This is a genomic window from Photobacterium sp. AWH4_225 (genome assembly GCF_056158405.1).
In genome coordinates, this window is sequence record NZ_JBSWTF010000001.1 from 388,355 (window position 1) to 412,643 (window position 24,289).

General features: G+C 51.9%; 24 protein-coding genes. 10 read left to right on the plus strand and 14 right to left on the minus strand.

What is annotated here, in order from left to right; genetic code table 11:
* Window positions 1-93 precede the first annotated feature (93 nt).
* Window positions 94-2,691: a bifunctional aconitate hydratase 2/2-methylisocitrate dehydratase gene (gene acnB / locus ACXAD4_RS01930; RefSeq protein ID WP_475238274.1), complete on the plus strand. Its 2,598-nt coding sequence runs from the start codon at window positions 94-96 to the stop codon at window positions 2,689-2,691.
* Between the two features lie 77 nt (window positions 2,692-2,768).
* On the opposite strand, the gene ACXAD4_RS01935 is transcribed toward acnB, so the two are convergent.
* The 4 genes from ACXAD4_RS01935 to ACXAD4_RS01950 all read right to left on the minus strand — a co-directional run bounded on the left by ACXAD4_RS01935 (window position 2,769) and on the right by ACXAD4_RS01950 (window position 7,222).
* Complete coding sequence (locus tag ACXAD4_RS01935; protein ID WP_475238277.1) at window positions 2,769-3,230, minus strand: DoxX family protein; 462 nt, start codon at window positions 3,228-3,230, stop codon at window positions 2,769-2,771.
* A 281-nt stretch (window positions 3,231-3,511) separates the two neighbouring features.
* Complete coding sequence (locus tag ACXAD4_RS01940; RefSeq protein ID WP_475238280.1) at window positions 3,512-4,648, minus strand: glycerate kinase; 1,137 nt, start codon at window positions 4,646-4,648, stop codon at window positions 3,512-3,514.
* Window positions 4,649-4,660: 12 nt separating this feature from the next.
* Complete coding sequence (locus ACXAD4_RS01945; protein ID WP_475238283.1) at window positions 4,661-5,926, minus strand: GntP family permease; 1,266 nt, start codon at window positions 5,924-5,926, stop codon at window positions 4,661-4,663.
* Window positions 5,927-6,085: 159 nt separating this feature from the next.
* Window positions 6,086-7,222: a sugar diacid recognition domain-containing protein gene (locus tag ACXAD4_RS01950; protein ID WP_475238285.1), complete on the minus strand. Its 1,137-nt coding sequence runs from the start codon at window positions 7,220-7,222 to the stop codon at window positions 6,086-6,088.
* A gap of 116 nt (window positions 7,223-7,338) precedes the next feature.
* Between ACXAD4_RS01950 and ACXAD4_RS01955 the strand changes: the two genes are divergently transcribed.
* From ACXAD4_RS01955 to ACXAD4_RS01980, 6 genes are all read left to right on the plus strand, one after another.
* On the plus strand, window positions 7,339-7,707 hold the full coding sequence (locus ACXAD4_RS01955; RefSeq protein ID WP_475238288.1) for a YacL family protein: 369 nt from the start codon (window positions 7,339-7,341) through the stop codon (window positions 7,705-7,707).
* Window positions 7,708-7,899: 192 nt separating this feature from the next.
* Window positions 7,900-8,238 carry a P-II family nitrogen regulator gene (locus tag ACXAD4_RS01960; protein ID WP_107301151.1) on the plus strand — a complete coding sequence of 113 codons (339 nt, stop codon included), beginning with the start codon at window positions 7,900-7,902 and terminating at the stop codon, window positions 8,236-8,238.
* A 25-nt stretch (window positions 8,239-8,263) separates the two neighbouring features.
* On the plus strand, window positions 8,264-9,493 hold the full coding sequence (locus ACXAD4_RS01965; RefSeq protein WP_107301152.1) for an ammonium transporter: 1,230 nt from the start codon (window positions 8,264-8,266) through the stop codon (window positions 9,491-9,493).
* A 161-nt stretch (window positions 9,494-9,654) separates the two neighbouring features.
* Window positions 9,655-10,668, plus strand: coding sequence for a Fe(3+) ABC transporter substrate-binding protein (locus tag ACXAD4_RS01970; protein ID WP_222551822.1), 1,014 nt, complete (start codon window positions 9,655-9,657; stop codon window positions 10,666-10,668).
* 180 nt (window positions 10,669-10,848) lie between these two features.
* Entirely contained in the window at window positions 10,849-12,477 is a 1,629-nt protein-coding gene (locus ACXAD4_RS01975) for an ABC transporter permease (RefSeq protein ID WP_475238291.1), read from the plus strand.
* Window positions 12,477-13,511: an ABC transporter ATP-binding protein gene (locus ACXAD4_RS01980; RefSeq protein ID WP_475238294.1), complete on the plus strand. Its 1,035-nt coding sequence runs from the start codon at window positions 12,477-12,479 to the stop codon at window positions 13,509-13,511. The genes ACXAD4_RS01975 and ACXAD4_RS01980 overlap by 1 nt, the downstream gene beginning before the upstream one ends.
* A gap of 84 nt (window positions 13,512-13,595) precedes the next feature.
* Here ACXAD4_RS01980 and ACXAD4_RS01985 read toward each other — a convergent pair whose 3' ends face one another.
* Complete coding sequence (locus ACXAD4_RS01985) at window positions 13,596-14,186, minus strand: TetR/AcrR family transcriptional regulator (RefSeq protein ID WP_475238296.1); 591 nt, start codon at window positions 14,184-14,186, stop codon at window positions 13,596-13,598.
* A gap of 221 nt (window positions 14,187-14,407) precedes the next feature.
* Here ACXAD4_RS01985 and hpt point away from each other — a divergent pair, with 221 nt between their 5' ends.
* On the plus strand, window positions 14,408-14,941 hold the full coding sequence (gene hpt, locus ACXAD4_RS01990; RefSeq protein ID WP_317523669.1) for a hypoxanthine phosphoribosyltransferase: 534 nt from the start codon (window positions 14,408-14,410) through the stop codon (window positions 14,939-14,941).
* A 68-nt stretch (window positions 14,942-15,009) separates the two neighbouring features.
* Here hpt and can read toward each other — a convergent pair whose 3' ends face one another.
* Entirely contained in the window at window positions 15,010-15,663 is a 654-nt protein-coding gene (gene can, locus ACXAD4_RS01995) for a carbonate dehydratase (protein ID WP_475238299.1), read from the minus strand.
* A 199-nt stretch (window positions 15,664-15,862) separates the two neighbouring features.
* Between can and ACXAD4_RS02000 the strand changes: the two genes are divergently transcribed.
* Together ACXAD4_RS02000 and ACXAD4_RS02005 are read left to right on the plus strand one after the other, a co-directional pair.
* Window positions 15,863-16,795, plus strand: a complete 933-nt coding sequence (locus ACXAD4_RS02000; RefSeq protein ID WP_475238302.1) for an ABC transporter ATP-binding protein — start codon at window positions 15,863-15,865, stop codon at window positions 16,793-16,795.
* Window positions 16,792-17,562 (plus strand): ABC transporter permease, encoded by a 771-nt coding sequence (locus ACXAD4_RS02005; protein ID WP_475238304.1) that lies wholly within the window; start codon window positions 16,792-16,794, stop codon window positions 17,560-17,562. Before ACXAD4_RS02000 ends, ACXAD4_RS02005 begins: the two co-directional genes overlap by 4 nt.
* 83 nt (window positions 17,563-17,645) lie before the next feature.
* Here ACXAD4_RS02005 and panC read toward each other — a convergent pair whose 3' ends face one another.
* From panC to thpR, 8 genes are all read right to left on the minus strand, one after another.
* Window positions 17,646-18,524, minus strand: a complete 879-nt coding sequence (gene panC, locus ACXAD4_RS02010; protein ID WP_317523665.1) for a pantoate--beta-alanine ligase — start codon at window positions 18,522-18,524, stop codon at window positions 17,646-17,648.
* 9 nt (window positions 18,525-18,533) lie between these two features.
* Entirely contained in the window at window positions 18,534-19,328 is a 795-nt protein-coding gene (gene panB / locus ACXAD4_RS02015) for a 3-methyl-2-oxobutanoate hydroxymethyltransferase (protein ID WP_475238307.1), read from the minus strand.
* Window positions 19,329-19,356: 28 nt separating this feature from the next.
* Window positions 19,357-19,842, minus strand: coding sequence for a 2-amino-4-hydroxy-6-hydroxymethyldihydropteridine diphosphokinase (gene folK, locus ACXAD4_RS02020; RefSeq protein WP_475238308.1), 486 nt, complete (start codon window positions 19,840-19,842; stop codon window positions 19,357-19,359).
* Window positions 19,839-21,212 (minus strand): polynucleotide adenylyltransferase PcnB, encoded by a 1,374-nt coding sequence (gene pcnB / locus ACXAD4_RS02025; RefSeq protein WP_475242688.1) that lies wholly within the window; start codon window positions 21,210-21,212, stop codon window positions 19,839-19,841. The genes folK and pcnB overlap by 4 nt, the downstream gene beginning before the upstream one ends.
* Before the next feature lie 214 nt (window positions 21,213-21,426).
* Window positions 21,427-22,320, minus strand: a complete 894-nt coding sequence (gene gluQRS, locus ACXAD4_RS02030) for a tRNA glutamyl-Q(34) synthetase GluQRS (RefSeq protein WP_475238311.1) — start codon at window positions 22,318-22,320, stop codon at window positions 21,427-21,429.
* Between the two features lie 71 nt (window positions 22,321-22,391).
* The gene (gene dksA, locus ACXAD4_RS02035) at window positions 22,392-22,841 is read right to left on the minus strand and encodes an RNA polymerase-binding protein DksA (RefSeq protein WP_107301166.1); all 450 of its coding nucleotides are present in this window, start codon (window positions 22,839-22,841) and stop codon (window positions 22,392-22,394) included.
* Window positions 22,842-22,977: 136 nt separating this feature from the next.
* A complete protein-coding gene (sfsA, locus tag ACXAD4_RS02040) occupies window positions 22,978-23,691 on the minus strand; it encodes a DNA/RNA nuclease SfsA (protein ID WP_475238313.1) in 714 nt (237 codons plus the stop codon).
* Window positions 23,692-23,714: 23 nt separating this feature from the next.
* Complete coding sequence (thpR, locus tag ACXAD4_RS02045) at window positions 23,715-24,269, minus strand: RNA 2',3'-cyclic phosphodiesterase (RefSeq protein ID WP_475238316.1); 555 nt, start codon at window positions 24,267-24,269, stop codon at window positions 23,715-23,717.
* Window positions 24,270-24,289: the final 20 nt, after the last annotated feature.

Here is a 24,289-nt window from a genome sequence, read left to right on the forward strand (position 1 = left end):
GGAATAACAAGCCCTTCCAGCATGCTAACGGCAGATCAATCACTTCCAAGGATGTTTGGCCATCGCGGCCAAACCTAAAATGAGGAATATGTCGTGCTTGAAGCCTACCGTAAACACGTCGAAGAACGTGCTGCAGAAGGAATTGTTCCAAAGCCGCTCGATGCTGAGCAGGTTGCCGCTCTGGTTGAATTACTGAAGACCCCGCCAGCCGGTGAAGAAGCCTTTCTGCTAGATCTCCTGGAAAATCGTATTCCCCCTGGTGTGGATGAAGCTGCTTATGTGAAGGCAGGCTTTCTTGCTGCACTGACAACAGGCGAAGCGCAGTCCCCAATCGTCAGCAAGGAAAAAGCTGCCGAACTGTTGGGTACCATGCAAGGTGGTTACAACATCGAGCCGCTGATTTCATTGCTGGACGATGACGCTCTGGCGCCAATTGCGGTTAAAGCGCTGTCTCATACTCTTCTGATGTTCGATGCCTTTTATGACGTCGAAGAAAAAGCCAAAGCGGGCAACGAGTTTGCCAAGCAGGTGATTCAATCTTGGGCCGATGCCGAGTGGTTCCTGTCCAAGCCAGAGCTGGCTGAAAAGATCACTCTGACTGTGTTTAAGGTGACTGGTGAAACGAATACCGATGACCTGTCTCCGGCACCGGATGCATGGTCGCGCCCTGATATCCCGCTGCACGCCCTTGCGATGCTGAAGAATGAACGTGAAGGTATCGAGCCTGAGCAGCCGGGTTCAATCGGTCCTATCAAGCAGATTGAGGCACTGAAAGAGAAAGGTCACCAGCTTGTTTATGTGGGTGATGTGGTCGGTACGGGCTCTTCCCGTAAGTCGGCGACCAACTCGGTACTGTGGTTCATGGGTGATGATATCCCTAATGTGCCTAACAAGCGTGCTGGTGGTTACGTACTTGGCGGTAAAATCGCGCCTATCTTCTTCAATACCATGGAAGATGCCGGTGCTCTGCCAATTGAAGTAGACGTTACCGCACTTAACATGGGTGATGTGATTGATGTCTACCCTTACAAAGGTGAAGTCCGCCTTCACGGCAGCGACGATGTCGTTTCTACCTTTGAGCTGAAAACCGATGTATTGATTGACGAAGTACGTGCCGGTGGCCGTATCCCTCTGATCATCGGTCGTGGTCTGACTGACCGTGCCCGCCAGTCTCTGGGTCTAGCATCTTCTGATGTATTCCGTCGCCCGGTTGCGGTTGAAGATTCAGGCAAAGGCTATACCTTGGCCCAGAAGATGGTCGGTAAAGCGTGCGGTGTTGAAGGCGTTCGCCCAGGCACATACTGTGAGCCGAAGATGACTACGGTTGGCTCGCAGGATACCACTGGCCCTATGACCCGTGATGAGCTGAAAGATTTGGCGTGTCTGGGCTTCTCGGCTGAACTGACGATGCAGTCGTTCTGTCACACCTCGGCATATCCTAAGCCGGTGGATGTAAACACTCACCACACTCTACCTGATTTCATTATGAACCGTGGCGGTGTGTCACTTCGTCCGGGTGATGGTGTTATCCACTCGTGGCTGAACCGTATGCTACTGCCTGATACCGTAGGTACCGGCGGTGACTCGCACACCCGTTTCCCGCTGGGCATTTCGTTCCCGGCAGGTTCTGGTCTGGTCGCTTTTGCCGCGGCAACTGGTGTGATGCCACTTGATATGCCTGAATCAATTCTGGTTCGCTTCAAGGGCGAGATGAAAGAAGGTATTACCCTGCGTGACCTTGTTCATGCCATCCCTTATTACGGTATTAAGCAGGGACTACTGACCGTTGAGAAAGCCGGTAAGATCAATGAGTTCTCAGGCCGTGTACTGGAAATCGAAGGTGTTGAGCACCTAACGGTTGAGCAGGCTTTCGAGCTATCTGACGCATCTGCCGAGCGTAGTGCGGCAGGCTGTACTGTTAAGCTATCGCAAGAGTCGATTGCCGAGTACCTGAACTCGAACATCGTGATGCTTAAATGGATGATCTCCGAAGGTTATGGCGACCGCCGTACCATCGAGCGCCGTATCACGGCGATGGAAGAGTGGTTGGCAAATCCTGAGTTGATGGAAGCCGATGGCGATGCCGAGTACGCGCATGTTATCGAAATCGATTTGGCTGAAATTAATGAGCCTATCTTGTGTGCACCGAATGATCCGGATGATGCGCGTCTGCTATCAGACGTACAGGGTACATCTATCGATGAGGTGTTCATCGGTTCGTGTATGACCAACATTGGCCACTTCCGTGCGGCAGGTAAACTGCTTGAGAAGTTTGGCGGTACGCTTGATACCCGCCTGTGGGTTGCCCCACCGACCAAGATGGATAAAGACCAGCTTACCGAAGAAGGCTATTACGGTATCTTCGGCCGTGCTGGTGTACGTATCGAAACGCCGGGATGTTCGCTGTGTATGGGTAACCAGGCCCGCGTAGCCGACAAGGCAACGGTGATGTCGACCTCGACCCGTAACTTCCCGAACCGTCTGGGTACTGGAGCCAATGTGTACCTGTCTTCAGCAGAGTTGGCGGCAGTGGGTGCAATTCTTGGCCGTATCCCGACCAAGGAAGAGTACTTGGAGTACGCCAAGCAAATCGATGCGACGGCAGCGGACACCTACCGTTACCTCAACTTCCACCGCATGGATCAGTACACCAAGAAAGCGGATGATGTGATTATCCAGCAGCCAGCCTAAGGGTTAGTTGTTACTAATAAAAACGCCTCCAGTTGGAGGCGTTTTTGTTTATGGAGCTTTGTTTGTGACAAAGGGAATTAAGCGCTCTTTTCTTTCGCTAATGCCTTGGCTTTACGGCGTTTGCTGAGCCAGAAGTGCTCTAGGCCGATACGGCCGCCGCCTTGTACCATAAGGGTCAGGTAGACCAGCGAGTAGATAAAGGCCAGCTCGGCGCCAGCCCAGCCTTTCAGCATCCCTACCGCGTAGGTTGCTGTGCCCATAGTAAATAGCAATACCAACGCACTGATACGAGTCAGCACACCCAACATCAGGGCGATAGAGCCCAGTACTTCGGCCAGCATAGCCAACACCAGACTTGGGGTAGAGCCAATGCCAAACGGGTCGATAAAAGTCGGTGCTAGCTCACTGAAGTTCATGATCTTGCCGATACCGTGGGTCAGCATCGCACCACCGATAGCCAAACGGAGCAATAGCAGAAGCAGATCTTCAATGCGGTGAGATCCGTTGCGGCCGGATAAGAGAGCAAGTAGTTTGTCCATGACAGGATCCTTTAAAGAGAAAGAGTAGCTTGCTCTATTAGACTACGAGGGAGATGACTTTAATCTGAATGACGCCGATCAAAATGTGGTTCTGTGAGCGAGCTAACACAGTTTCGGGATAGTGGTTTTGTGGGGTGGGTAACAGGTATCTGATTAGCCGCAGGGTGATAACTTCAAAAACGCATGAATACGTCCATGTAGCTCTGACCCGCCCTCCTTGGCGGGTAAGTTTTGAAGTTATTTCCCTAAGACTATTCGTAGTAGGTGAGTACTATGACGGATTAGCGCTTGCCGACAGTCAGCATGGCGGCAACGTTGCGTGCGGTCATCTCGACGTTAAACGCAGCTTCTTCCATTGCCGTCTGAAGTTCCATGGCGCGTGGGGTGACACTGAATACCGCGTCGATACCGTGGTCGTAAACCGCGTCACAGTCTGCTGCCAGACAGCCTGCAATACCTACGACTGGGATATGGAAACGCTTGGCAGTACGGGCAACACCGATCGGGGTTTTGCCATGGATAGTTTGGCTGTCGATACGACCTTCACCGGTGATCACCAAGTCAGCATCCGCGCAGACGTCCAGCAGGTTCACCGCATCCATTACGATGTCGATCCCCGGGCGCAGGCTGGCATCCAGTAGGCCAAGCAGAGCAGCTCCGAGGCCACCCGCGGCACCGGCACCCGCCATGTCTTTCACATCACGACCTAGTTGGGCTTTGATGATACCTGCGTAGTGGGCTAGGTTGGCGTCCAGTTGCTCAACCATTTCTGGTGTTGCACCTTTCTGCGGGCCGAAGATATGAGACGCGCCTTTCGGGCCGCATAGCGGATTGTCGACGTCACAGGCTACTTCTAGTTTCACAGTCGCAAGGCGAGGGTCTAGGTTGGTCTTGTCGATGGTTACGATACGGGCTAGCTCAGCACCGCCGAAACCAATCTCTTCGTCGTTTTCGTCAAGCAGGCGGATACCCAACGCCTGGGCCATACCGATACCACCGTCGTTGGTGGCACTGCCGCCGATACCGACGATGATGTGTTCAACCCCTTTGTCTAGAGCGGCTTTGATAAGCTCGCCGGTACCGAAAGTTGTCGTTTTCAGTGGGTTGCGTAATTCAGGTTCAACAAGGTGCAGGCCAGATGCCGCTGCCATTTCGATAATCGCAGTACGGCCGTCACCCATGACACCGTAGAAGCCGTCTACTTGCTTGCCCAGTGGGCCGGTAACAGACTGCTCGATGATAGAGCCGTTGGTGGCATCAACCAGAGACTGCACGGTGCCTTCACCGCCATCAGCCATAGGTAGCTTGTGGTACTCCGCTTCTGGCAGGACTTGGCGGAAACCCGCTTCGATAGCCGTTGCCACTTCCATGGCCGTCAAACTTTCTTTGTATGAATCTGGGGCAATAACAATTTTCATGACTTTAAATCCTTAAACGAAGAAACCGAATACACCGAAAATAAGAGTTGAGACGACGGCAATCATCAGGCCGACAGCTGATTCGTAAGGGATCAGCTTGAGGCGCTCTTTGATATCCATATGAACTGCGCCACCTGTGGCATGGAAGAAGCTACCGTGAGGCATGTGGTCCAGTACAGTTGCACCGGCGTGGATCATCGCCGCACCGGCTAGCGCAGGGACGCCGAGTTCAAGGATGGTGTGGCTGAATACGCTAGAAGCAACGGCAGTACCGGCAGTGGTTGAAGCAGTAGCCAGTGCCATCATAGAACCAGAAATAGGTGCAAGTAGGTAAGATGGCAGGCCAGAAGCCGTTAGCAGATCAATCAGACCATCTTTAAGGCCTGAGTTGGCAATGATGCCAGCCAGTGTACCGGTACCCAAAAGCATGACCGCAACAGGGGCCATTCGGGTCAAGCCAGATACAGCAAAGTGGTTGGTATCGCGGAAGCGACCCATGACAACGGCACCGACCAAGCCACCAAGAGGCAGGGCGATCAGTGGGTCAACATTGATACCTGCAATAGGGCGTAGCGCCAACAGGGCAATGGCGATAAGCGGAGCAACAATCGCCGCGCCGAATTTTGGTAGGCGGCTGTGGTCGATTTCGACGACTTCATGCTCAGCAACCTTGCTACCGCGGTTAACCAGTTTCTTGGCAATGAAGTAAGCGAAAGCCATACCGCAAAGGCCAGGGATCACACCGGCAGCCATGACAGAAGTCAGTGGGACATTGAAGGCATCTGCAGCGGCGATGGCATTCGGGTTCGGAGACATGATGTTACCGGCTTTACCGCCACCGACCATGGCCAGCAGGATAGCCATTTTTGATAGATCAGCGCGGCGGGCAATCGCCAGGGCAATTGGGGCAACGGTGATTACTGCCACGTCAACGAAGACGCCGACAGCAGTCAAAATCATGGTGGCTACAGCCAGTGCCAGTAGGGCACGGGTTTCGCCGACTTTTTTGACGATGGTTTCAGCAATAGACGTCGCGGCACCAGACTCAATCAAGACACCAGCCAGGACACCGGCTGCCAGGATACGCAATACTGCAGTGACAATGCCCTGCGCACCGCCAATCATTAGGTTTACGGTATCGGTCAGCGAGACGCCACCGACGATACCACCGACAAGGGCACCGATGATCATGCCGTAGGCTGGCGGGACTTTTTTCAGGATCAGGCTAATGGCCACTACCAGCGCGGCTAACGCGCCCAGTGTTGATACTTCTACCATGTTCTATTCCACGTCAAAATTAAAAAAGAAAAAATCAAAATTCCTAACTGCGGTGGAATGTACTCGGGCAAGCAGCGTTTGGCTTTAGGCGAGGTGACGAAAAATCATCACCTCAAAATGAAATTTTTGTGCAATTGCACAATTTAAGGTTTTTGTGAACTAGCAGGAGAGGGCGAGGTATAACCGAGTTTTATCGGATAAGTTATTGATGTCTAAATTTGTTTCTTGTTCGATGCGGTCGAGCCTATAACGCAGGGTATTGCGGTGAATGTGGAGTGTTTCGCACGTTTGAGCTAAATCACAATTCTGAGCAAAAAATACCTTCAGGGTCTTTAGTAGGGTGCCCTTGGGGTCATTGGCCTTAAGGGTTTCCAGTGGTTGCATAAGCTGCTCATAGCGCCAAGGATCATCTTTTAGGCCGCTGAGCAGTACGGGGAGCAGATGATCTTGGTAGAACAACACACTCTCTTCACTGTTGCCGGCATTAAGGGTGGCCTGGGCGGTTTGGAAAGAGCGAGACAGCCCTTGAAGCCCGGGGAAGTAGTCGCCCAGTGCCATTTGGATTGAGAAGTGGCTCTCCTTGGCGACTCGTCGCATCAGTTTGTTGATCCGCTTCTGTTCGATAGACCGTGACCAGCCTGAATCTTCCAGAGTGATCGGTTTGAGCACCACGATCTCATTGAGCGAGACTGAATGGATCCCGACTAGATTGTCGCGCTCGGGGTATTCGAGCAGGTGTACCATTTTCTGTAGGTGCTCCAGTGAGAGCGATTCACCGGCGGCGGGGATCACTTTGACCAAGGCGGCAATACGTGGCTGGGTCAGGTCAAGATCCAGCTTCAGGGCGATCGAGTTGAGTTGGGCATCATTGAGCTCGGTGTCTTTGATCAGCTGCAGTACCAGCTCTTCGCGGTGGCGTTTGTTCCACTGCACCTGCGACATCAGGGCTTCCTGCTCGACGATCAGCTCGGCGGTCATCTTGACCAGCTCGCCGTAATTACGCACTTGATCCGGCGTGCCGGAGATCCCCACCACACCTATAATTTGGTCGCGGAACACGATCGGCAGGTTGATCCCGGGTTTGACCCCCTTGAGCTGCAGCGCGGTACCGGGATCAATTTCGACCACCCGGTTGTCGGTGATCGCCAAGACGGCTCCTTCATGGCGCTGGTTGAGGCGGCTGGGATCGCCGGAGCCGATGATCCGGCCGTATTCGTCCATGACGTTGACCGAGTGCTGGATGATTTTCATTGCCCGCTCGACAATTTGACGGGCAATGGTCGCATTGAGTTGCATTTCTGTGTCAGATCCTGAAAATGTGCGCTCTTGCGCGAAGGGCGGGATCAACGTCCCGCACAACCAAGTTTACCATCATTGCACTTTAGATCACTGACATCACACAGAGGATAGCTATGGACTACGACTTTAAGAAAAATACCCTAGACGGTAGCTATCATGCGGTTTTCTCTATGGGGCATGAAGCCTTGGGGCGCTGGCTGGTGGAAGAGATCGGCAAGGACTTCGATAAGATAGATACCGTGATGTCCCAGCTTGGTGCATTGAAAAACAGCACCCAGGAGTGGCGCATTATTGGTGACGAGCTGACCTTGAGCTTGCAGGACAATGAAGCCGTGGTACAGGCTAACTATCTGTTTTCAGAGGATGAAACCGAGCTGGAAGACAATCTTGATTTCTATGATGAAGAAGCCGTGGCTGTGTGTGGGTTCGAGGACTTTGCACAGGTTTTGACGGCATGGCGTGCGTTCGTTACCCGTTTTTGATCTCAGATGTCCCCTAGTGGCTAAAAATGCTACATTTTAGTGAAAAGGCTGCACTATTTAGGTGCGGCCTTTTTTGTATCAAAATCACATTATTTTATAAGTTGCTGAAATTAAAGAGTTAAAAAAGTTGGCACGTTGCTTGTTTGTTATTGAACTGTATTGAGAAGGAATTCTGTTTTCGAGGAGCAGGCAATGAAATTGATCAACGCAATAATCAAACCATTCAAGTTGGACGATGTACGTGAAGCGCTAGCAGATGTTGGTGTTGAGGGGATGACAGTCTCAGAGGTTAAGGGTTTCGGTCGCCAGAAAGGCCATACCGAGCTATACCGCGGGGCGGAGTATCAGGTGGATTTCCTTCCAAAAGTGAAGCTGGAAATTGCGACTCAGGCAGAAAACCTAGAAGCCATTATCGAGGCCATTTCAAAGGCTGCACAGACCGGCAAAATCGGTGACGGCAAGATTTTTGTTTACGACCTAGACCATGCAGTACGTATTCGTACCGGTGAAACGGATTTAGAAGCTTTATAAGAATTAAGCGTAGGGGACGAAGATTATGGAACTAGCAACAACTGTAAGTGAGCTGCGTTACGCACTCGATACTTTTTACTTTTTGATTTCTGGTGCACTGGTGATGTGGATGGCAGCGGGCTTTGCCATGCTGGAAGCCGGTCTGGTGCGCTCCAAGAACACCACAGAGATTCTTACCAAGAACTTCTGCTTGTATGCCATCGCTTGTACCATGTACCTGATTGTTGGCTACAACATTATGTATGTCGACAACGGTGAAGGCGGCTGGCTGCCATCGATTGGTGCCCTGATTGGTACCCAGGCGGAAGGTGCAGATCACTCGTTGGAGTCTGACTTCTTCTTCCAGGTGGTATTCGTTGCAACGGCCATGTCTGTTGTCTCGGGTGCGGTTGCCGAGCGTATGAAGCTGTGGTCATTTCTCATTTTCTCTGTCATTTTGACTGGCTTCATCTACCCATTGGAAGGTTACTGGACATGGGGCGGCGGCTTCCTGTCTGAAGCAGGCTTCAGTGACTTCGCTGGCTCAGGTATTGTTCACATGGCAGGTGCTGCGGCAGCGCTGGCAGGTGTGATGCTACTGGGTGCTCGTAAGGGTAAATACGGCAAGAACGGCGCGGTTCACCCAATCCCGGGTTCTAACATGCCGCTGGCAACGCTGGGTACTTTCATCCTGTGGCTGGGCTGGTTCGGCTTCAACGGCGGCTCGCAGCTGATGGTTTCTGACTTCGAGAACGCAACAGCGGTTGGCCAAATCTTCCTGAACACCAATGCGGCAGCGGCGGCAGGTGCTATTGCTGCACTGGCAGTGTGTAAGACGACTTGGGGTAAGGCTGACTTGACCATGATCCTTAACGGTGCGCTGGCTGGTCTGGTTGCCATCACGGCAGACCCACTGTCTCCATCACCAATTGCTTCTGTGATTATCGGTGTGATTGCAGGTGCGCTAGTGGTATTCAGCATCATCGGCTTCGATAAGATCAAGATTGATGATCCTGTAGGTGCTATCTCGGTACACGGTGTGTGTGGTTTCTTCGGCCTGATGGTTGTTCCATTCAGCAACGGCGATGCGACCTTCGGTGCTCAGCTGCTGGGTGCAGCCGTTATCTTCGGCTGGGTATTCGCGGCAAGCTTGGCGGTATGGGCAGTGCTTAAGTACACAGTAGGTATCCGAGTAACCGAAGAAGAAGAGCTGGCGGGTATGGACCTTCACGACTGTGGTATTGATGCTTACCCTGAGTTTGTCAGTGTGAAATAAGTAACATATATTTAGTTCACATCTTTAAAAAAACGCTGCCGAAAGGCGGCGTTTTTTGTTTTTTCTTGCTTTTGCGCATTGTTTTGCTTTTCGTCTACAGTATAATTGAGCGATATTGATAACCGTTATCATTACATTTTGCGTTTAAGGGAAGGATTATAATGAAAAAGCTGTTGGCATCGGCAATTCTAGTAGGCTTGGCGGCTCCTCAGGCGGCAATCGCGGCTGAAGAAGTGAATGTTTACTCTTACCGTCAGCCATTCTTGGTTGAGCCAATGTTCAAGGAATTTACTGCTGAAACGGGCATTAAAGTAAACGTTAAGTTTGCTAAAGAAGGTTTGGCAGAAAAGCTACAGCAGGAAGGTCAGTACAGCCCTGCAGACGTCGTATTGACAACGGATATCAGCCGCTTGGTTGAGCTTTCAGACAAAGAACTGGTACAGGCAGTTGACAGCAAAGTGATTGACGCCAACGTACCGGCACAGTTCCGCGATAACGAAGACGAGTGGTTCGCGCTAACGCTACGTACGCGTAACGTTTACTCTTCACGTGACCGTGTAGGCCGTCTACCAGCTGATTTCGATTACGCTGATCTTGCTAAGCCTGAGTGGAAAGGCAAAATCTGTACTCGTTCTGGCAAGCACCCATACAACATTTCTCTAGTCTCTTCGATGATTGCCCACTACGGTGAAGCTGAAACTAAAGAGTGGCTAGAAGGTTACAAAGCAAACCTAGCTCGCAAGCCGCAGGGTAACGACCGTGCGCAGGTGAAAGCAGTGAAAGAAGGTCTGTGTGATCTGGCTATCGGTAACAGCTATTACCTAGGCAAAATGGTTAACGATGACAAGCAGAAGTCTTGGGCTGAAGCGGTATACATCAACTTCCCAGGCCAGGAAAACAACGGCACCCACGTAAACGTAAGTGGCATGGCAATGGCGAAATACGCGCCTAACCAGGAAAACGCCCTGAAACTGATGGAATTCCTGACTGGCGACAAAGCACAGCAGATGTACGCGGAAGTGAACTACGAATACCCAGTGAAAGAAGGTGTTAAGCGTTCTGAGCTAGTGGCTTCTTGGGGTGACTTCAAAGCAGACGAAGTTTCTCTGGATAAAGTAGCCGAGTACCACAGCACAGCTATCAAGCTTCTAGATGAAGTGAAGTTTGATCTGTAATTGGTTACAAAAAATGGGGCGTAATGCCCCATTTATTGCTCAAGGCTAAGTACTTTTTCCAATAAGTTGTGGTAGTTTCTCCCCTCCTGTAGCAAGGTTTTTCCCCTTAGGCGAAAATCAGCTGCAGAAGACGTGCAGCAGTGCCACATCTTGATTGCAAAAGGTACTAAGTAGTTAGCAATGAAAGAAAAATATCTCTTTTGGCGAACCAGCGGTTGGGGCTTTTCCCTGCTGCTGGTTTTGCCTATTCTGGCCATTTTTTACACCGCTCTCGGTGAAACCGATGACGTCTTCTCCCACTTGATGGGAACCGTGATGTCGACCTATGCCGCCAATACGTTTTGGTTGGTGGCAGGTACCCTGATTTTGGCTCTGCTGTTTGGTTTGCCTGCCGCCTGGATCATGGCAATGTGCCGTATTCCCGGTGAGCGGGTACTGCAGTGGGCGCTGGTGCTGCCTTTGGCCATGCCTGGCTATATCATCGGTTATATCTATACCGACTGGTTCGATTATGCCGGCCCGGTGCAAATTCTGCTGCGTGATATTTTTGGCTGGCAAACTATCCATGACTACTGGTTCCCGAATATCCGCTCGCTGGGTGGTGCCTGCCTAGTCCTTGCATTGGTGCTTTACCCTTATATTTATCTACTGGCCCGTGCGGCGTTTATGGAGCAAAGTACCAGCCTGTTGCAATCGGCTCGTTTGCTCAAATGCAGCCCGCTGGACAGTTTCCGCCGTATTTCCCTGCCGCTTGCCCGTCCGTCTATCGCGGTGGGGATGTCGCTGGTAGCGATGGAAACGCTGGGAGATTTCGGTACCGTTAGCTATTTTGCGGTGAACACCCTGACCACTGCGGTTTACGATACCTGGCTCGGGTATTCCAACCTTAATGCTGCCGCCAAGATTTCGGCCATCATGCTGTTGGTGATTTTTGTGCTGATCAGCGCCGAGCGTTTCAGTCGCCGTAAACAAAAAATGTTCCAGCAGGAGTTCGAGCATGGTGATGATGTTCGCTATGCGCTCAGTGGTTGGAAAAAGTGGCTGGCCCTAGGTTGGTGTTGGGGATTGATTGGCTTTGCCTTCCTGATGCCGCTGATGCAGCTTTGTTACTATGCCTGGCATTACTTCGGCGATAGCTGGACCAGCCAATTCCAACAGTACAGTATCAACAGCCTGAAGGTCTCGCTGATTGCTGCTGTGCTGGCTGTTGCCCTAGCGTTGATTGTGAATTTCTACCGTCGCCTGGATGGCCGCAGTATTACTGTGGTGCCGACCCGGATTTCGTCTCTGGGCTATGCGGTGCCGGGTACCGTGCTGGCAATCGGTGTGATGATCCCGTTGACCAGTGCCGACCACCTGCTTAATGATTTCACTATTGCCAATGGGCTGGGTAGGCCGGGGCTGATTTTCTCCGGTACTATGTTCGCGATTGTTTTTGCCTTCGTGGTTCGCTTTGCTGCGGTGGCGGTGGGGAGTATCGAAAGTAGCCTTGCCAAGATCCCGCCATCACTTGATATGGCATCCAAAACTATGGGCTATGCGTCGATGGCGATGCTGCGCCGCGTCCATCTTCCTTTGATCCGTCGTGGTTGCCTGATTGCCGGTCTGCTGGTGTTTATTGAGTCGATGAAAGAGCTTAATGCCGCTTTGCTACTTCGCCCGTTCAACTTCGAGACATTGGCAACCTATGTCTATAATTTCGCTTCTGACGAGCAGCTTGAGCTGGCTGCCTTACCGGCGATCCTACTGGTCATTGTTGGCCTGATCCCTCTGGTGATGGTTAACCGTTCTTTGGAGCAGAAACACTGATGACTCACGCATTATCTGTTAGTAACCTGACCTGTAAATATAACGGTCAGGCCGTATTGGAAAACTTGTCCCTGCCAGTTAAAGACAATGAAATTGTCTGTCTGCTCGGTGCCAGTGGGTGTGGCAAGACAACCCTGCTCAAGGCCATTGCTGGCCTGCTGCCGCTGGAAAGCGGGATTATCCATATCAATGGCCGTACGATTGCCGATGAGAATACTTGGTTGCCGCCTGAAAAACGTAACATCGGGATGATCTTCCAGGACTATGCGCTGTTCCCACACTTGACGGTTGCCGAGAATATTGCCTTTGGCCTACGTGACTGGAGCAAGGAAAAAGTGGCTGCCAAGATCCAGCAAATGCTCGAATTGGTGCGTTTGACCGGCCTTGACGACCGATACCCGCACCAGTTATCTGGCGGCCAGCAGCAGCGTGTGGCGATTGCCCGGGCTTTGGCTTGCGAGCCGGATTTGATCTTGCTCGATGAGCCGTTTTCCAATATCGATACCCAGGTGCGTCATGGCCTGATCAAAGAGATCCGCCGTATTTTCAAGGCTCAGGGTGTGACGGCAATTTTCGTTACCCACAGCCGCGAGGAAGCCTTTGCCTTTGCTGACCGCATGGCGGTAATGAACAACGGAGTTATCGAGCAATTCGGCAGCGCGACCGAGCTTTACTACCGTCCGAGTAGCCGCTTTGTTGCCGAGTTCCTTGGGACTGGCTCATACTTGCCGGTGACATTGGCTGATAACCAGACCCTGTCTACGCCGTTCGGGGCGATTAATGTTAATAGCGCGCTGGCTAGCAACGGTGATGCAGAATGGTTGCTTCGCCCGCAGAACCTTAATGTACAGCCGGCGGAAGATGGTGCAGGGGTGATCACCGAGCAGCTGTTTATGGGTGATATCTGCCGCTATACTGTCGAGTTCCAGGGCCATAGCCTGATTGTTAACTCGCATTTGATTTTGCAGATCGGTGAGCGTGTGGCAGTGACCCTTGAGCCGCATGAGCCAGTTGTATTTGCTGCAGCAAGCTAGACGTCGATCACAATGCTTTGAATAGAAACAACAAGGCCGGTCATCATGACCGGCCTTGTTTTATTTGTTACCTGTTGAGGCAGATTATTTTCTGAAAAGGGCTTTGATATGGTTGTCTGCCAATGCCTGCATGTCTTCTCGCTCAGGACTAATGTTGGTTTGCAGGTAAAGAATGTAGCATAGGCCCTGGAACTGCCATGCACGATCGCAGGCGGAAAAGTCTTCCGATAAATTAGCTTGTTCGAACTTGTCGGCAATTTTCGAGAAGTTGTCTTGGTTGCTGCTGACAAAATGCGGCCAGATTTCTTCTCGGACCGATGTACTCCACTCAAACCATACCTTTAGCCAGTCTTTTTGCTCGACGACTTCCTCGATCAGGTGATAGCAAATAGCTGTAAGCTGCTGCTCGAAAGGCTGGTCACTGGCTAAGTTCTCGTCCATCATGGCTTTGAAATTCTGCTCAACCTGGGTCAAGACTTCTTCGACTAAGGCTTCACGAGTCGGGAAATAGTTAAAGACGGTTGCCACGGAAACGTTTGCCATATCGGCGATATCTGCGTGTCCTGCACGGCCGATGCCACGCCTGGCAAATACATCCAAAGCGAAGTTGAGTAGCTGTTCTTTACGTTTTTCTGGGGATAGACGAGTCCTTGTTCTTTTCGCGATCGTATCCATGTCTCTGATTCCTAGCTCAATTGTCATTATTTTGGTTATGATTTGTACGCGTGTTCACTTTACAGCAGCAACTGTCTATATTCAATCATGTTTTATTCATTCTGTATCATATAATTGACAGTGTCGATAAAATAACTATTACTTTGTAGTGGTGATAGAATAAGGCTCCGTTTTACCGCAAGCCGACAGGCGGCAGATCAGCCGTACTGATGGAGATAAAGATGAAACATACCATTGAAGTAATGATTTCTGAGCAGGACGTTCAGGCACGTGTAACAGAGCTGGGAAAGCAAATCACTGAACATTATAAAGATTCCAAAGATCTCGTCATGGTGGGTCTGCTACGTGGCTCGTTCGTATTTATGGCTGATCTGGCTCGTGCAATTGAACTGCCTCATGAAGTCGACTTCATGACCGCATCAAGCTACGGCAACACCATGGAAAGTAGCCGTGATGTTCGCATCCTTAAAGACTTGGATGATGACATCAAGGGTAAGGATGTACTGTTGGTTGAAGATATTATCGACACCGGTAATACCTTGAACAAGGTACGTGAAATCCTTTCTCTGCGTGAGCCAAACTCGATTGAGATCTGTACCCTGCTAGATAAGCCGGAGCGCCGTGAAGTCCATGTTGACGTGAAGTGGGTCGGCTTTGAAATTCCTGATGAGTTTGTGGTTGGTGTAGGTATCGATTACGCTCAGAAGTACCGTCACCTGCCGTTCATCGGTAAAGTGGTTCCGCAGGAAGATTAATACTGATCTTACTGCATGAAAAAAGCGACTGGCTACAGTCGCTTTTTTTGTATTGGATACCGGGGCTGTTAGCCTTTGTGCGGCAGGATCTCAGCCATCGCGGCGTTGTATGAGGCTTCCAACGACTCGCGGCTGGTGGCGGTTACGCCGAGGTTGCGTAGCTGGCCATTGCCGATACCGTAAATCCAACCGTGGATTTTCACTTGCTGACCACGTTCCCAGGCTTGCTGCATGATAGTCGAGTTGCCAAGGTTGTAGACCTGGTAGGCGACATTGAGTTCACAAAGCTTATCGTCCCACTCTTCACGTGGCAGCTGGGCAAGATCATCTCGGTGCTTCATGAACAGATCGCGGATATGCAGCAGCCAGTTGTTGATAAGGCCAAGCTGTGGGTTTTCGATAGCGGCAGTGACACCGCCACAGCCGTAGTGGCCGCAGACAATAATGTGGCGAACTTTCAGTACGTCGACGGCGTACTGGACCACTGACAGGCAATTAAGATCGGTATGGATGACCTGGTTGGCCACGTTACGGTGAACAAAGAGCTCACCGGAATCCAATCCGGTTAGTCGCTCGGCGGGAACTCGGCTGTCGGCACAACCGATCCAGAGGTACTCAGGGTGCTGGGCTTTCGCAAGATGGCTGAAGAACTCCGGTTTTTCTTCCTTGATGTTCTCTGACCAAGCTACGTTATTTGCGAATAGCTGTTTAATATCTGCCATGATGATGCCTTTCTCTGATATTTTATACCCACAGTTCAGGGAAGCTCCCGGAGGCTGGGGATAAACAAATTTACATAGGTATCAGTCCTGCTTTCAGTCCTGAGACCTATGTAAACCGGATGTAACTATACACAAGCTGTCTCGATATCAAATCGGAGTAGTTGTCCGAAGAAAGTTTCTAACATTAAGATCGCATTTTATGAACGCTTTGGAAATACAAAATTTAAACAAAACCTATAAAGGTGGCGTTAATGCACTGAAAAACATGAGTCTATGTGTTAAAGAAGGTGACTTTTTTGCGCTTCTAGGCCCAAACGGTGCTGGTAAATCAACCACAATTGGCATTATTAGCTCGCTGGTTAACAAAAGCTCGGGCGGGGTGAAGGTGTTCGGCTACGACCTGGACACCCAGTTGGTCGAGGCCAAAAAACAGCTAGGGCTAGTGCCGCAGGAGTTCAACTTCAATCAGTTCGAGACCGTCGAGCAGATCGTGATCAACCAAGCCGGTTATTACGGGGTTGAGAAGGAGCTGGCCAAGGAGAGGGCGAAAAAGTACCTGTCCCAGCTGGACTTGTGGGGCAAGCGCAAAGAGCGCGCCCGTAACCTTTCGGGGGGGATGAAACGCCGCCTGATGATTGCCCGTGCGCTGATGCACGAGCCGCGCCTGCTGATCCTCGATGAGCCAACGGCTGGGGTGGATATCGAGCTGCGCCGCTCAATGTGGGACTTCCTGCGTGAAATCAACCGCCAAGGGGTGACGATTATCCTGACCACCCACTACCTGGAAGAAGCCGAGATGCTGTGCCGCAATATCGGCATCATCAACCACGGTGAGCTGATCGAGAACACCTCGATGAAAGCGCTTCTGGGCAAGCTGGAGGTTGAAACCTTCATCTTGGATGTCAAATTGAACGGCAACAAACCGGTGCTGGAAGGTATCAACTGGAAGCTGCCGGATAACCACACCCTTGAGGTTGATATCAACAAAGGCGATAGCCTCAATCATGTGTTCAGCCTGCTGACTGAGCAGGGGATTGATGTTATCTCAATGCGTAATAAGGCTAACCGCCTTGAAGAATTGTTTGTCACCTTGGTGGCTAACAGCAAGAGCAAGCAAGGAGCCCAATCATGAACCGGCAGTACTGGATTGCCTTCAAGAGCCTGATCACCAAAGAAGTGAACCGCTTTGCCCGGATCTGGGTGCAGACCATGGTGCCGCCGGCGATAACCATGACCTTGTACTTCGTGATCTTCGGTAGCCTGATCGGAAGCCGGATTGGCGAGATGGGCGGCTTCAGCTACATGGAATACATCGTACCCGGTTTGATTATGATGTCGGTGATCACCAACTCATACTCCAATGTGGCGTCGTCGTTCTTCAGTGCTAAGTTCCAGCACAATATCGAAGAGTTGCTGGTGGCACCAGTGCCGAACTACATCATCATTGCTGGCTTTGTCGGTGGCGGGGTACTGCGTGGCCTCGGTGTTGGCGTGATTGTCTCGGTGGTTTCACTGCTGTTTGTCGACCTGCAGATCGCCCACTTCGGCGTTATTGTCGCAACCGTATTGATGACCTCGGTGGTGTTCTCGCTAGGCGGTTTGATCAATGCTGTCTTTGCCAAGACGTTTGATGATATCAGCATTATCCCGACCTTCGTGTTGACGCCGCTGACCTACCTTGGCGGGGTGTTCTACTCACTGAGCTTGCTGCCGGAGTTCTGGCAGGGCGTGTCGAAACTGAACCCGATTGTTTACATGGTCAATGCGTTCCGCTACGGCTTCCTCGGTGTGTCGGATGTCGGCATTGGTACGTCGTTTGCGGTATTGGGTGTGTTCACTATCATCTTGTATAGCATCTGCTACTACTTGATTTCCCGCGGTATTGGCTTGCGCTCTTAACGTTTAGCCTATAGAAGAATCTAAGCTTTAGATATAAAAAAATCCCGGCCAAAGCCGGGATTTTTTTATCTCTAAACAGCTGCTTATTCTTCTGTCGCCGAGGCTGTTGCCGTGCTCAGCTCAACTACCTGGTTGTCGATTAAGCGGGCTTTGCCGAGGAAGGCGGACATCAGGATCACTGCCTGTTGTGTCTCTTCGCTGACTGGCTGCAGGCTGACAGCATCGCGGATGTAGATTTCATCCGGTTGTAGGCCTGCGGCTCGTAGCTGGTCGTTGGCATCGACCACGATCTCGGCGTAGTCGGTGCGGCCACCGCGCATCTGGCTGCTGATCCAGCGCATGGTGCGGGCCAATACTGGTGCACGCTGGCGCTCATCGACAGTCAGGTAACCGTTGCGTGAGCTCATGGCCAGGCCGTCCATTTCGCGGACAGTGGCAACGCCGACTACTTCGATATCCATCGCAAGGTCGATCACCATCTGGCGGATCAGGGCTAGCTGCTGGTAGTCTTTTTCGCCAAAGCAGGCGATATCCGGCTGAACAATGTTGAACAGCTTGGTCACAATCGTCGAAACGCCTCGGAAATGACTTGGACGCAGGGCACCTTCAAGCATGGTCGATAGGCCAGGGACTTCAACGAAAGTCTGGCGATCCAGACCTTCCGGATACATGATGTCCGGAGTTGGGGTGAAGACCAGCTCCACGCCTTCGTTGTTCAGCTTGGCCAGATCTTCTTCCAGAGTACGCGGGTAGTTGTCGAGATCGTCTGCTTTGTCGAACTGCATCGGATTGACAAAAATGCTAACCACGACCACGTCTGCCATTTCACGGGCCTTGCGGACCAGTGTCAGGTGGCCTTCATGCAGGTTTCCCATGGTCGGAACGAAAGCAATCCGACGGCCTTCACGGCGCCAGCTTCGGATCTGCTCGCGGATCTGGGCAATCTCGGCGAATGTTTGCATTTTTATTCCTTATTCAAAGGTATGTTCTGGGCCCGGGAAGGTTCCGGCCTCGACATCTTCTAGGTATTTGGTGACGGCTGCGCGCATCTCGCCGGTTTCTGCCAGGTAGTTCTTGGAGAAACGGGGCATATAGTTTGCTGAGATCCCGAACATATCGTGCATGACCAGGATCTGGCCATCGGTGACATTACCTGCACCGATACCGATCACCGGTACTTCAACGGCTTTGGTGATACGCTCTGCCAGGCTGGCTGGTACGCACTCCAGCAAGATGATTTGTGCACCCGCGTTTTTCAGCAGGATAGCATCTTTTACCATCTGCTCAGCGTGGTCGGAGTCACGTCCTTGCACTTTATAGCCGCCAAAAATATTGACAGATTGAGGGGTTAACCCCAAATGCGCACATACAGGTACAGCACGTTCGGTCAATTTGGTTACGGTTTCTGCCAACCAGGCACCGCCCTCGAGCTTCACCATGTTGGCACCGGCGCGCATTAGCGTCGCGGCATTCTCACAAGCCTGCTCAGGGGTGGCATAGCTCATAAATGGCATATCGGCCATCAGTAGCGAGTTCGGGCTACCGGCACGTACCGCACGGGTGTGATAGGCGATATCTTCTACCGAAACCGGCAGTGTATCAGGCTTGCCTTGCAGTACCATACCCAGCGAGTCGCCAACCAGCATGACTGGTACGCCTTGCTGTTCGAACAGCTGGGAAAAGCTGGCATCGTAAGCGGTAACCGAGGCAAATTTACGACCTTCCTGCTTCCATTTCATCAGGTCGTTGATAGTGATCTTTTTCATGTGTTCTCCCTTTAATCCTGAGAAACGGTTACTGAGACCAGATGCTCAGCCCGTTGCGGTCTACCTGCTCCAGCAGTATCTTCAGTGGAGTGTGATCGGGCAGAACCAGTTCAGGGGCAATCTCCGCGAGCGGGTAAAGTACAAACTCGCGGACTTTCATTCCGTAATGCGGCACGGTCAGGCGCTCGCAGTGGTGTTCAAGGTCGCCGTACAGGACGATATCGAGATCCAGGGTACGAGGCCCCCAGCGCTCGGCTTTGCGGACCCGGCCATGCTCTTGTTCGATGGACTGGGTGCAATCTAGCAAAGCCAGCGGGCTAAGCTCGGTCTCGACAGCGATAACGGCATTGATGTAGTCAGGCTGGTCCTGCGGCCCCATCGGGGTGCTGCTGTAGAGCGAGGACACGGCAACCACATTGAGATCGGGGTGCTGCTTGAGCACCTCGATCGCGCTTTTTGCCTGGGCGACAGGATCGGCAAGGTTACTGCCGACAGCGATATAGGCTAGCGTCATGACGATTTAGCCTGTGGCTTCTTGCGGCGCTGCTGCGGGCGACGGCGGCGACGGCGAGGTGCGCCAGAGCCACCTTCGTTGATCTGCTGCACCATCTTGCTGCGCTGGTTGCGGTCACCGTGCTGGAACTTATCCCACCACTGGGCCAATTCGGCAATATCTTCGCTTTCGAAATTGCCACGCATCTCCAAGAAATCAAAGGCGGCGCGGAATTTCGGGTGCTCCATCATCTTGAAGGCGCGTTTACCGCTGCGGCGATTGAAACGGGTCTGCTGCTGCCAGATGTCACGGATAGTGGTGGTAAAACGACGTGGGACAGCAATCGTCTTGACCTGCTCATCAAGGATATCATTGGCGGCAACCATGAAGGCGTCGTAATAGGCAAGGCCACTGGCAAAGGCAACTTCCTCGGCGCGGGTAACCAGCGGGTACCACAGCATGGCTGCGAACATGAAGGCCGGGTTAACACGCTTGCCGTCGGCAATACGCTTGTCGGTGGCTGCCAGGATATGCTCGATCATCTGCTCGGTCTGGCTGCTGTGATCTTCGGTGAAGTGTTCGGCCAGCAGCGGGAACAGCTGTTGGAACAAGTTGTATTCACGCAGCAGCTTGTAGGTCTGTACACCGTCACCTGACTGCAGCAGCTTGAGGCTCTCTTCGAACAGACGGGCAGCAGGAATGTCCTGCAGCAGAGTCGACAGCGGCTTGATAGGATCCGCTGTCGCCGGTTCGATATCCATATCCAGCTTGGCGGCAAAGCGCACTGCACGCAGCATGCGTACTGGATCTTCGCGGTAGCGGGTTTCCGGATCACCGATCAGGCGGACAATACGGTTGTCGAGATCTTCCACCCCGTTAACGTAATCGGCAACGGTGAAATCCTTGATGCTGTAGTACAGCGCATTAATGGTGAAGTCACGACGTTCGGCATCTTCTTCGATGCTGCCATAGACATTGTCACGCAACAGCATGCCTTCCTGACTCTGGGCCGAGACATTTTTCTTGTCTTTGAGGCTCGGTTTGGCATCTGCGTGATGGCCACGGAAAGTGGCAACTTCGATGACGTCTCTGCCGAACAGGATATGGGCCAGGCGGAAGCGACGGCCGATCAGGCGGCAGTTGCGGAACAGCTGCTTGATTTCTTCCGGCGTAGCGTTAGTGGCAATGTCGAAGTCTTTTGGCTGTTTGTCCAACAGGAGATCGCGAACACCACCACCGACCAGATATGCGTCATATCCGGCTTTATTTAGGCGGTAAAGGACTTTCAGCGCATTCTCGCTGATATCTTTACGTGAAATACCGTGCTCTTGGCGCTGATAAACTTGCAAGGCGAGTTCCTCATGGTCGAGATCACTTGCGTCTCGATTCAGTACCTTACGGCAAAAGCTGGCGACTCGATTAAAGATAATACACCTCATTTATGTGGTTCGGATTCAACAAACAGCCGCATATCATATATCACGGCAGGCCATTTTAGAATCCTAGCGCTTGTTTCCCCCGCATTTTGGCGGCAATTTGCGGGCATATCGGGGGCTGCAAGGCGGTTAACGTTTAGCTGGGCAACAATACTGCAGAGACTTGGTTTCAACCGTGTGAAGGGTCGAAAGTAATGGCTGTGGTTGCCGGCAGGTTAGCTATCTGCCAGTGGGCAATCCCCCAGCGCAAAATCTCGTGGGTTGTCGAGCTTGCCAGATCTGCCGGTGGCTGCAAGCCCAAGAATCGCATCGCTTCGACCAGCGCCGGTCTTGGGTTGGCCTTGTCGATGGCCGGGGCATGGTTCTGCTTCGAGAGCTTGTTGCCGTTTTCGGTCACTGCCAGTGGCAAATGCAGGTAACTGACTTCAGGGTGGCCGAGCAGTCGGTATAGCCCTATCTGGCGACCGGTTGGCTCAATCAAGTCGGCGCCGCGGACAACCTCGGTGATCCCCTGTTCGATATCATCCAGTACTACTGCCAGATTATAGGCGAACAGGCCATCGCGGCGGCGGATAATGAAATCCTCCTCGGCCAGCGGTGCCGGGATACTGATACGGCCATGCAGTAGGTCGTCGAAGGCCAGTACGGGACTATCCACCTTGAGGCGGATGGCATTGCCTGCTGCCTCGAGTTGCTTGTCGCGGCAGTGGCCCGGATAGAAGCCCCCGGCTTGCTTGATTTGCTTACGGGTACATTGGCAGTAATAGGCTTGATGGCTCTCAAGCCACGCATTAATCTGGGTCTGGTAAGCGTCGTGACGCTGGCTTTGGTACATGATCCCACCATCCCATTCGAGGCCATAGGCTTCGAGGGTGTGTAGGATATCATCCGCAGCACCGGGCATTTCCCGTGGCGGATCCAGATCTTCCATCCGTACTAGCCAAGTGCCTTGTTTGGCTCTGGCCTGCAAATAACTACCCAAGGCAGCAACCAGCGAGCCGAAGTGCAACGGGCCTGACGGGGATGGGGCGAAACGGCCGATATAGTGTTTGTTTGTACTCATAAGAAAATCAATTAAAACGAAAAAGGGAGCTAGCGCTCCCTCTTGACTATCATGGTGCTGTACGAATCGTACTAGCCTGCCATCTGTTTTTCTTTGATTTCAGCCAGCGTCTTACAGTCGATACATAGGTCGGCTGTTGGACGGGCTTCCAGACGGCGGATACCAATCTCGATACCGCAAGATTCACAGAAACCGAAGTCATCATCTTCAATGCGCTGAAGGGTCTTCTCGATTTTCTTGATCAGTTTACGTTCGCGGTCGCGGTTGCGAAGCTCTAGGCTGAACTCTTCTTCCTGAGCGGCGCGGTCAACGGGATCTGGGAAGTTGGCTGCTTCGTCCTGCATGTGGTTTACAGTACGATCAACTTCTTCGCGTAGCTGGTTGCGCCAAGCACCAAGAATCTTACGGAAGTGCTCTAGCTGAGCTTCACCCATGTATTCTTCGCCAGCCTTTTCCTGGTAAGGTTCAACCCCAGCAATAGCCAGGATGCCTAGCGATTTTTTAACGTTGCTCTCTGGCATATAGCATCTCCTAATATACCTAATAACCGTCACTGGTTAAAATTGGGCGGTATCTATAGCAGAAAGGGAGTGGTGTGGCAATTGCTGCATATATTCAATTTTATACCAATGTGAAGAAAGCATCACTTTGTGGTACTTACTGGTTGAATTTTATGCGATGCGCGAGGTAGAGTTCCGTTGGGTTCAATACCGCCTTGTAACACAGGATCTCTACGCCAGCCCGCTCTGCTTGTTGTATTAATGAAAAGTAGTCCGGGTCTATATGGTGTGCCGCAGATACTTTTTCAATCCCCGAATGCAAAATTGCGAAAAAAAGTATGGCACGTTCACCGTTTTGTGCCACCTCGATTAATTCTCGCAGGTGCTTTTGCCCCCGGGTGGTCACCGCGTCTGGGAAATAACCTTGTCCTTCCTTTCCTTGATCCAGCAGAGTGACACTCTTTACTTCAATATAGCAATCAGGTTTTGATTCGTCTTGTAATAAAACATCTATCCTGCTGTTTTCACTACCATACTTAACTTCGGTACGAAGTGATGAATAGCCTGTCAATTCTGTGATGGCATTCTTGTTAATGGCCTCAACCACCAGCCGGTTTGCTTGTGCGGTGTTGACGCAGATGGCGTGTCCTTCCTGGGTTTGCGAAAGCTCCCAGCTATGCGGATACTTTCGTTTTGGGTTATCAGAGGTTGAATACCACACCGTATTTCCCGGTTCGGCGCACCCTGTCATGGCACCGGTATTGGCACAGTGGATGGTAGTGGTTGAGCCGTCGGGCAAGGTGATATCGGCGAGAAACCGCTTGTAGCGTTTGATGAGGGTGGCTGATTGCAGTGGCGGGTTGAACTTCATGCCTTGTCCTTTGATTGTTCTTGCTATGTATTGCCGAGGGGCCACTTCCCAAGCTGGATGTATTGCACGCCTTGGCGGCCGTTATGGCTGACTGGGTTTGAAATATACAGGCCAAAGTGGTTGAAGTGAAAATCTATTTTGCCAAGCGGCGGCAGTTGCTCGGGACGCCTTGCGACTGACTTGGCAAGAGTGATATGGGGCTTGTAGGGGCGTGATTCCTGCTCCAGGCCGCATTCTATAGCGAGGGACTTGATTTGCTGTGCCAGTGTCAGCAAAGCCTGCGGAGGATGCTCTGGAGCCAACCAGATGACCTTGCTGCGCTTCCAGTATCCCAATGTATCCAGTTTCAGGGAGAAAGCCCGTGGTGCCGCTAGTTGCTCGGTTGCTGCCACGACGCTCGCGGCCTGCTCGTCAGTCACCATGCCGAGGAATGCGAGGGTGATATGGAGATTGTCGGTGGCAACCGAACGGCCGAAGTGGCCGCATTGTGAAGAAAGCCGGGCGAGTCGCTGGAAGTCTTCGCTGCTACGGTCGGGCGATAAGGCAAAGAACAAACGCTGTTTTTTCTCTTTGAACATATTAAGTAAGCTACAATGGC

Bases quoted from the DNA above. Each gene is read 5' to 3' on its own strand.
- ACXAD4_RS01980 (WP_475238294.1), top strand. From the start codon at position 12,477: ATGACTCACGCATTATCTGTTAGTAACCTGACCTGTAAATATAACGGT.
- ACXAD4_RS02005 (WP_475238304.1), top strand. From the start codon at position 16,792: ATGAACCGGCAGTACTGGATTGCCTTCAAGAGCCTGATCACCAAAGAA.
- gluQRS (WP_475238311.1), bottom strand. From the start codon at position 22,320: ATGAGTACAAACAAACACTATATCGGCCGTTTCGCCCCATCCCCGTCA.
- thpR (WP_475238316.1), bottom strand. From the start codon at position 24,269: ATGTTCAAAGAGAAAAAACAGCGTTTGTTCTTTGCCTTATCGCCCGAC.
- can (WP_475238299.1), bottom strand. From the start codon at position 15,663: ATGGCAGATATTAAACAGCTATTCGCAAATAACGTAGCTTGGTCAGAG.
- panB (WP_475238307.1), bottom strand. From the start codon at position 19,328: ATGAAAAAGATCACTATCAACGACCTGATGAAATGGAAGCAGGAAGGT.
- panC (WP_317523665.1), bottom strand. From the start codon at position 18,524: ATGCAAACATTCGCCGAGATTGCCCAGATCCGCGAGCAGATCCGAAGC.
- ACXAD4_RS01960 (WP_107301151.1), top strand. From the start codon at position 7,900: ATGAAATTGATCAACGCAATAATCAAACCATTCAAGTTGGACGATGTA.
- folK (WP_475238308.1), bottom strand. From the start codon at position 19,842: ATGACGCTAGCCTATATCGCTGTCGGCAGTAACCTTGCCGATCCTGTC.
- ACXAD4_RS02000 (WP_475238302.1), top strand. From the start codon at position 15,863: ATGAACGCTTTGGAAATACAAAATTTAAACAAAACCTATAAAGGTGGC.
- ACXAD4_RS01940 (WP_475238280.1), bottom strand. From the start codon at position 4,648: ATGAAAATTGTTATTGCCCCAGATTCATACAAAGAAAGTTTGACGGCC.
- ACXAD4_RS01950 (WP_475238285.1), bottom strand. From the start codon at position 7,222: ATGCAACTCAATGCGACCATTGCCCGTCAAATTGTCGAGCGGGCAATG.
- ACXAD4_RS01965 (WP_107301152.1), top strand. From the start codon at position 8,264: ATGGAACTAGCAACAACTGTAAGTGAGCTGCGTTACGCACTCGATACT.
- ACXAD4_RS01985 (WP_475238296.1), bottom strand. From the start codon at position 14,186: ATGGATACGATCGCGAAAAGAACAAGGACTCGTCTATCCCCAGAAAAA.
- sfsA (WP_475238313.1), bottom strand. From the start codon at position 23,691: ATGAAGTTCAACCCGCCACTGCAATCAGCCACCCTCATCAAACGCTAC.
- ACXAD4_RS01975 (WP_475238291.1), top strand. From the start codon at position 10,849: ATGAAAGAAAAATATCTCTTTTGGCGAACCAGCGGTTGGGGCTTTTCC.
- ACXAD4_RS01945 (WP_475238283.1), bottom strand. From the start codon at position 5,926: ATGGTAGAAGTATCAACACTGGGCGCGTTAGCCGCGCTGGTAGTGGCC.
- dksA (WP_107301166.1), bottom strand. From the start codon at position 22,841: ATGCCAGAGAGCAACGTTAAAAAATCGCTAGGCATCCTGGCTATTGCT.
- ACXAD4_RS01970 (WP_222551822.1), top strand. From the start codon at position 9,655: ATGAAAAAGCTGTTGGCATCGGCAATTCTAGTAGGCTTGGCGGCTCCT.
- ACXAD4_RS01935 (WP_475238277.1), bottom strand. From the start codon at position 3,230: ATGGACAAACTACTTGCTCTCTTATCCGGCCGCAACGGATCTCACCGC.
- ACXAD4_RS01955 (WP_475238288.1), top strand. From the start codon at position 7,339: ATGGACTACGACTTTAAGAAAAATACCCTAGACGGTAGCTATCATGCG.
- hpt (WP_317523669.1), top strand. From the start codon at position 14,408: ATGAAACATACCATTGAAGTAATGATTTCTGAGCAGGACGTTCAGGCA.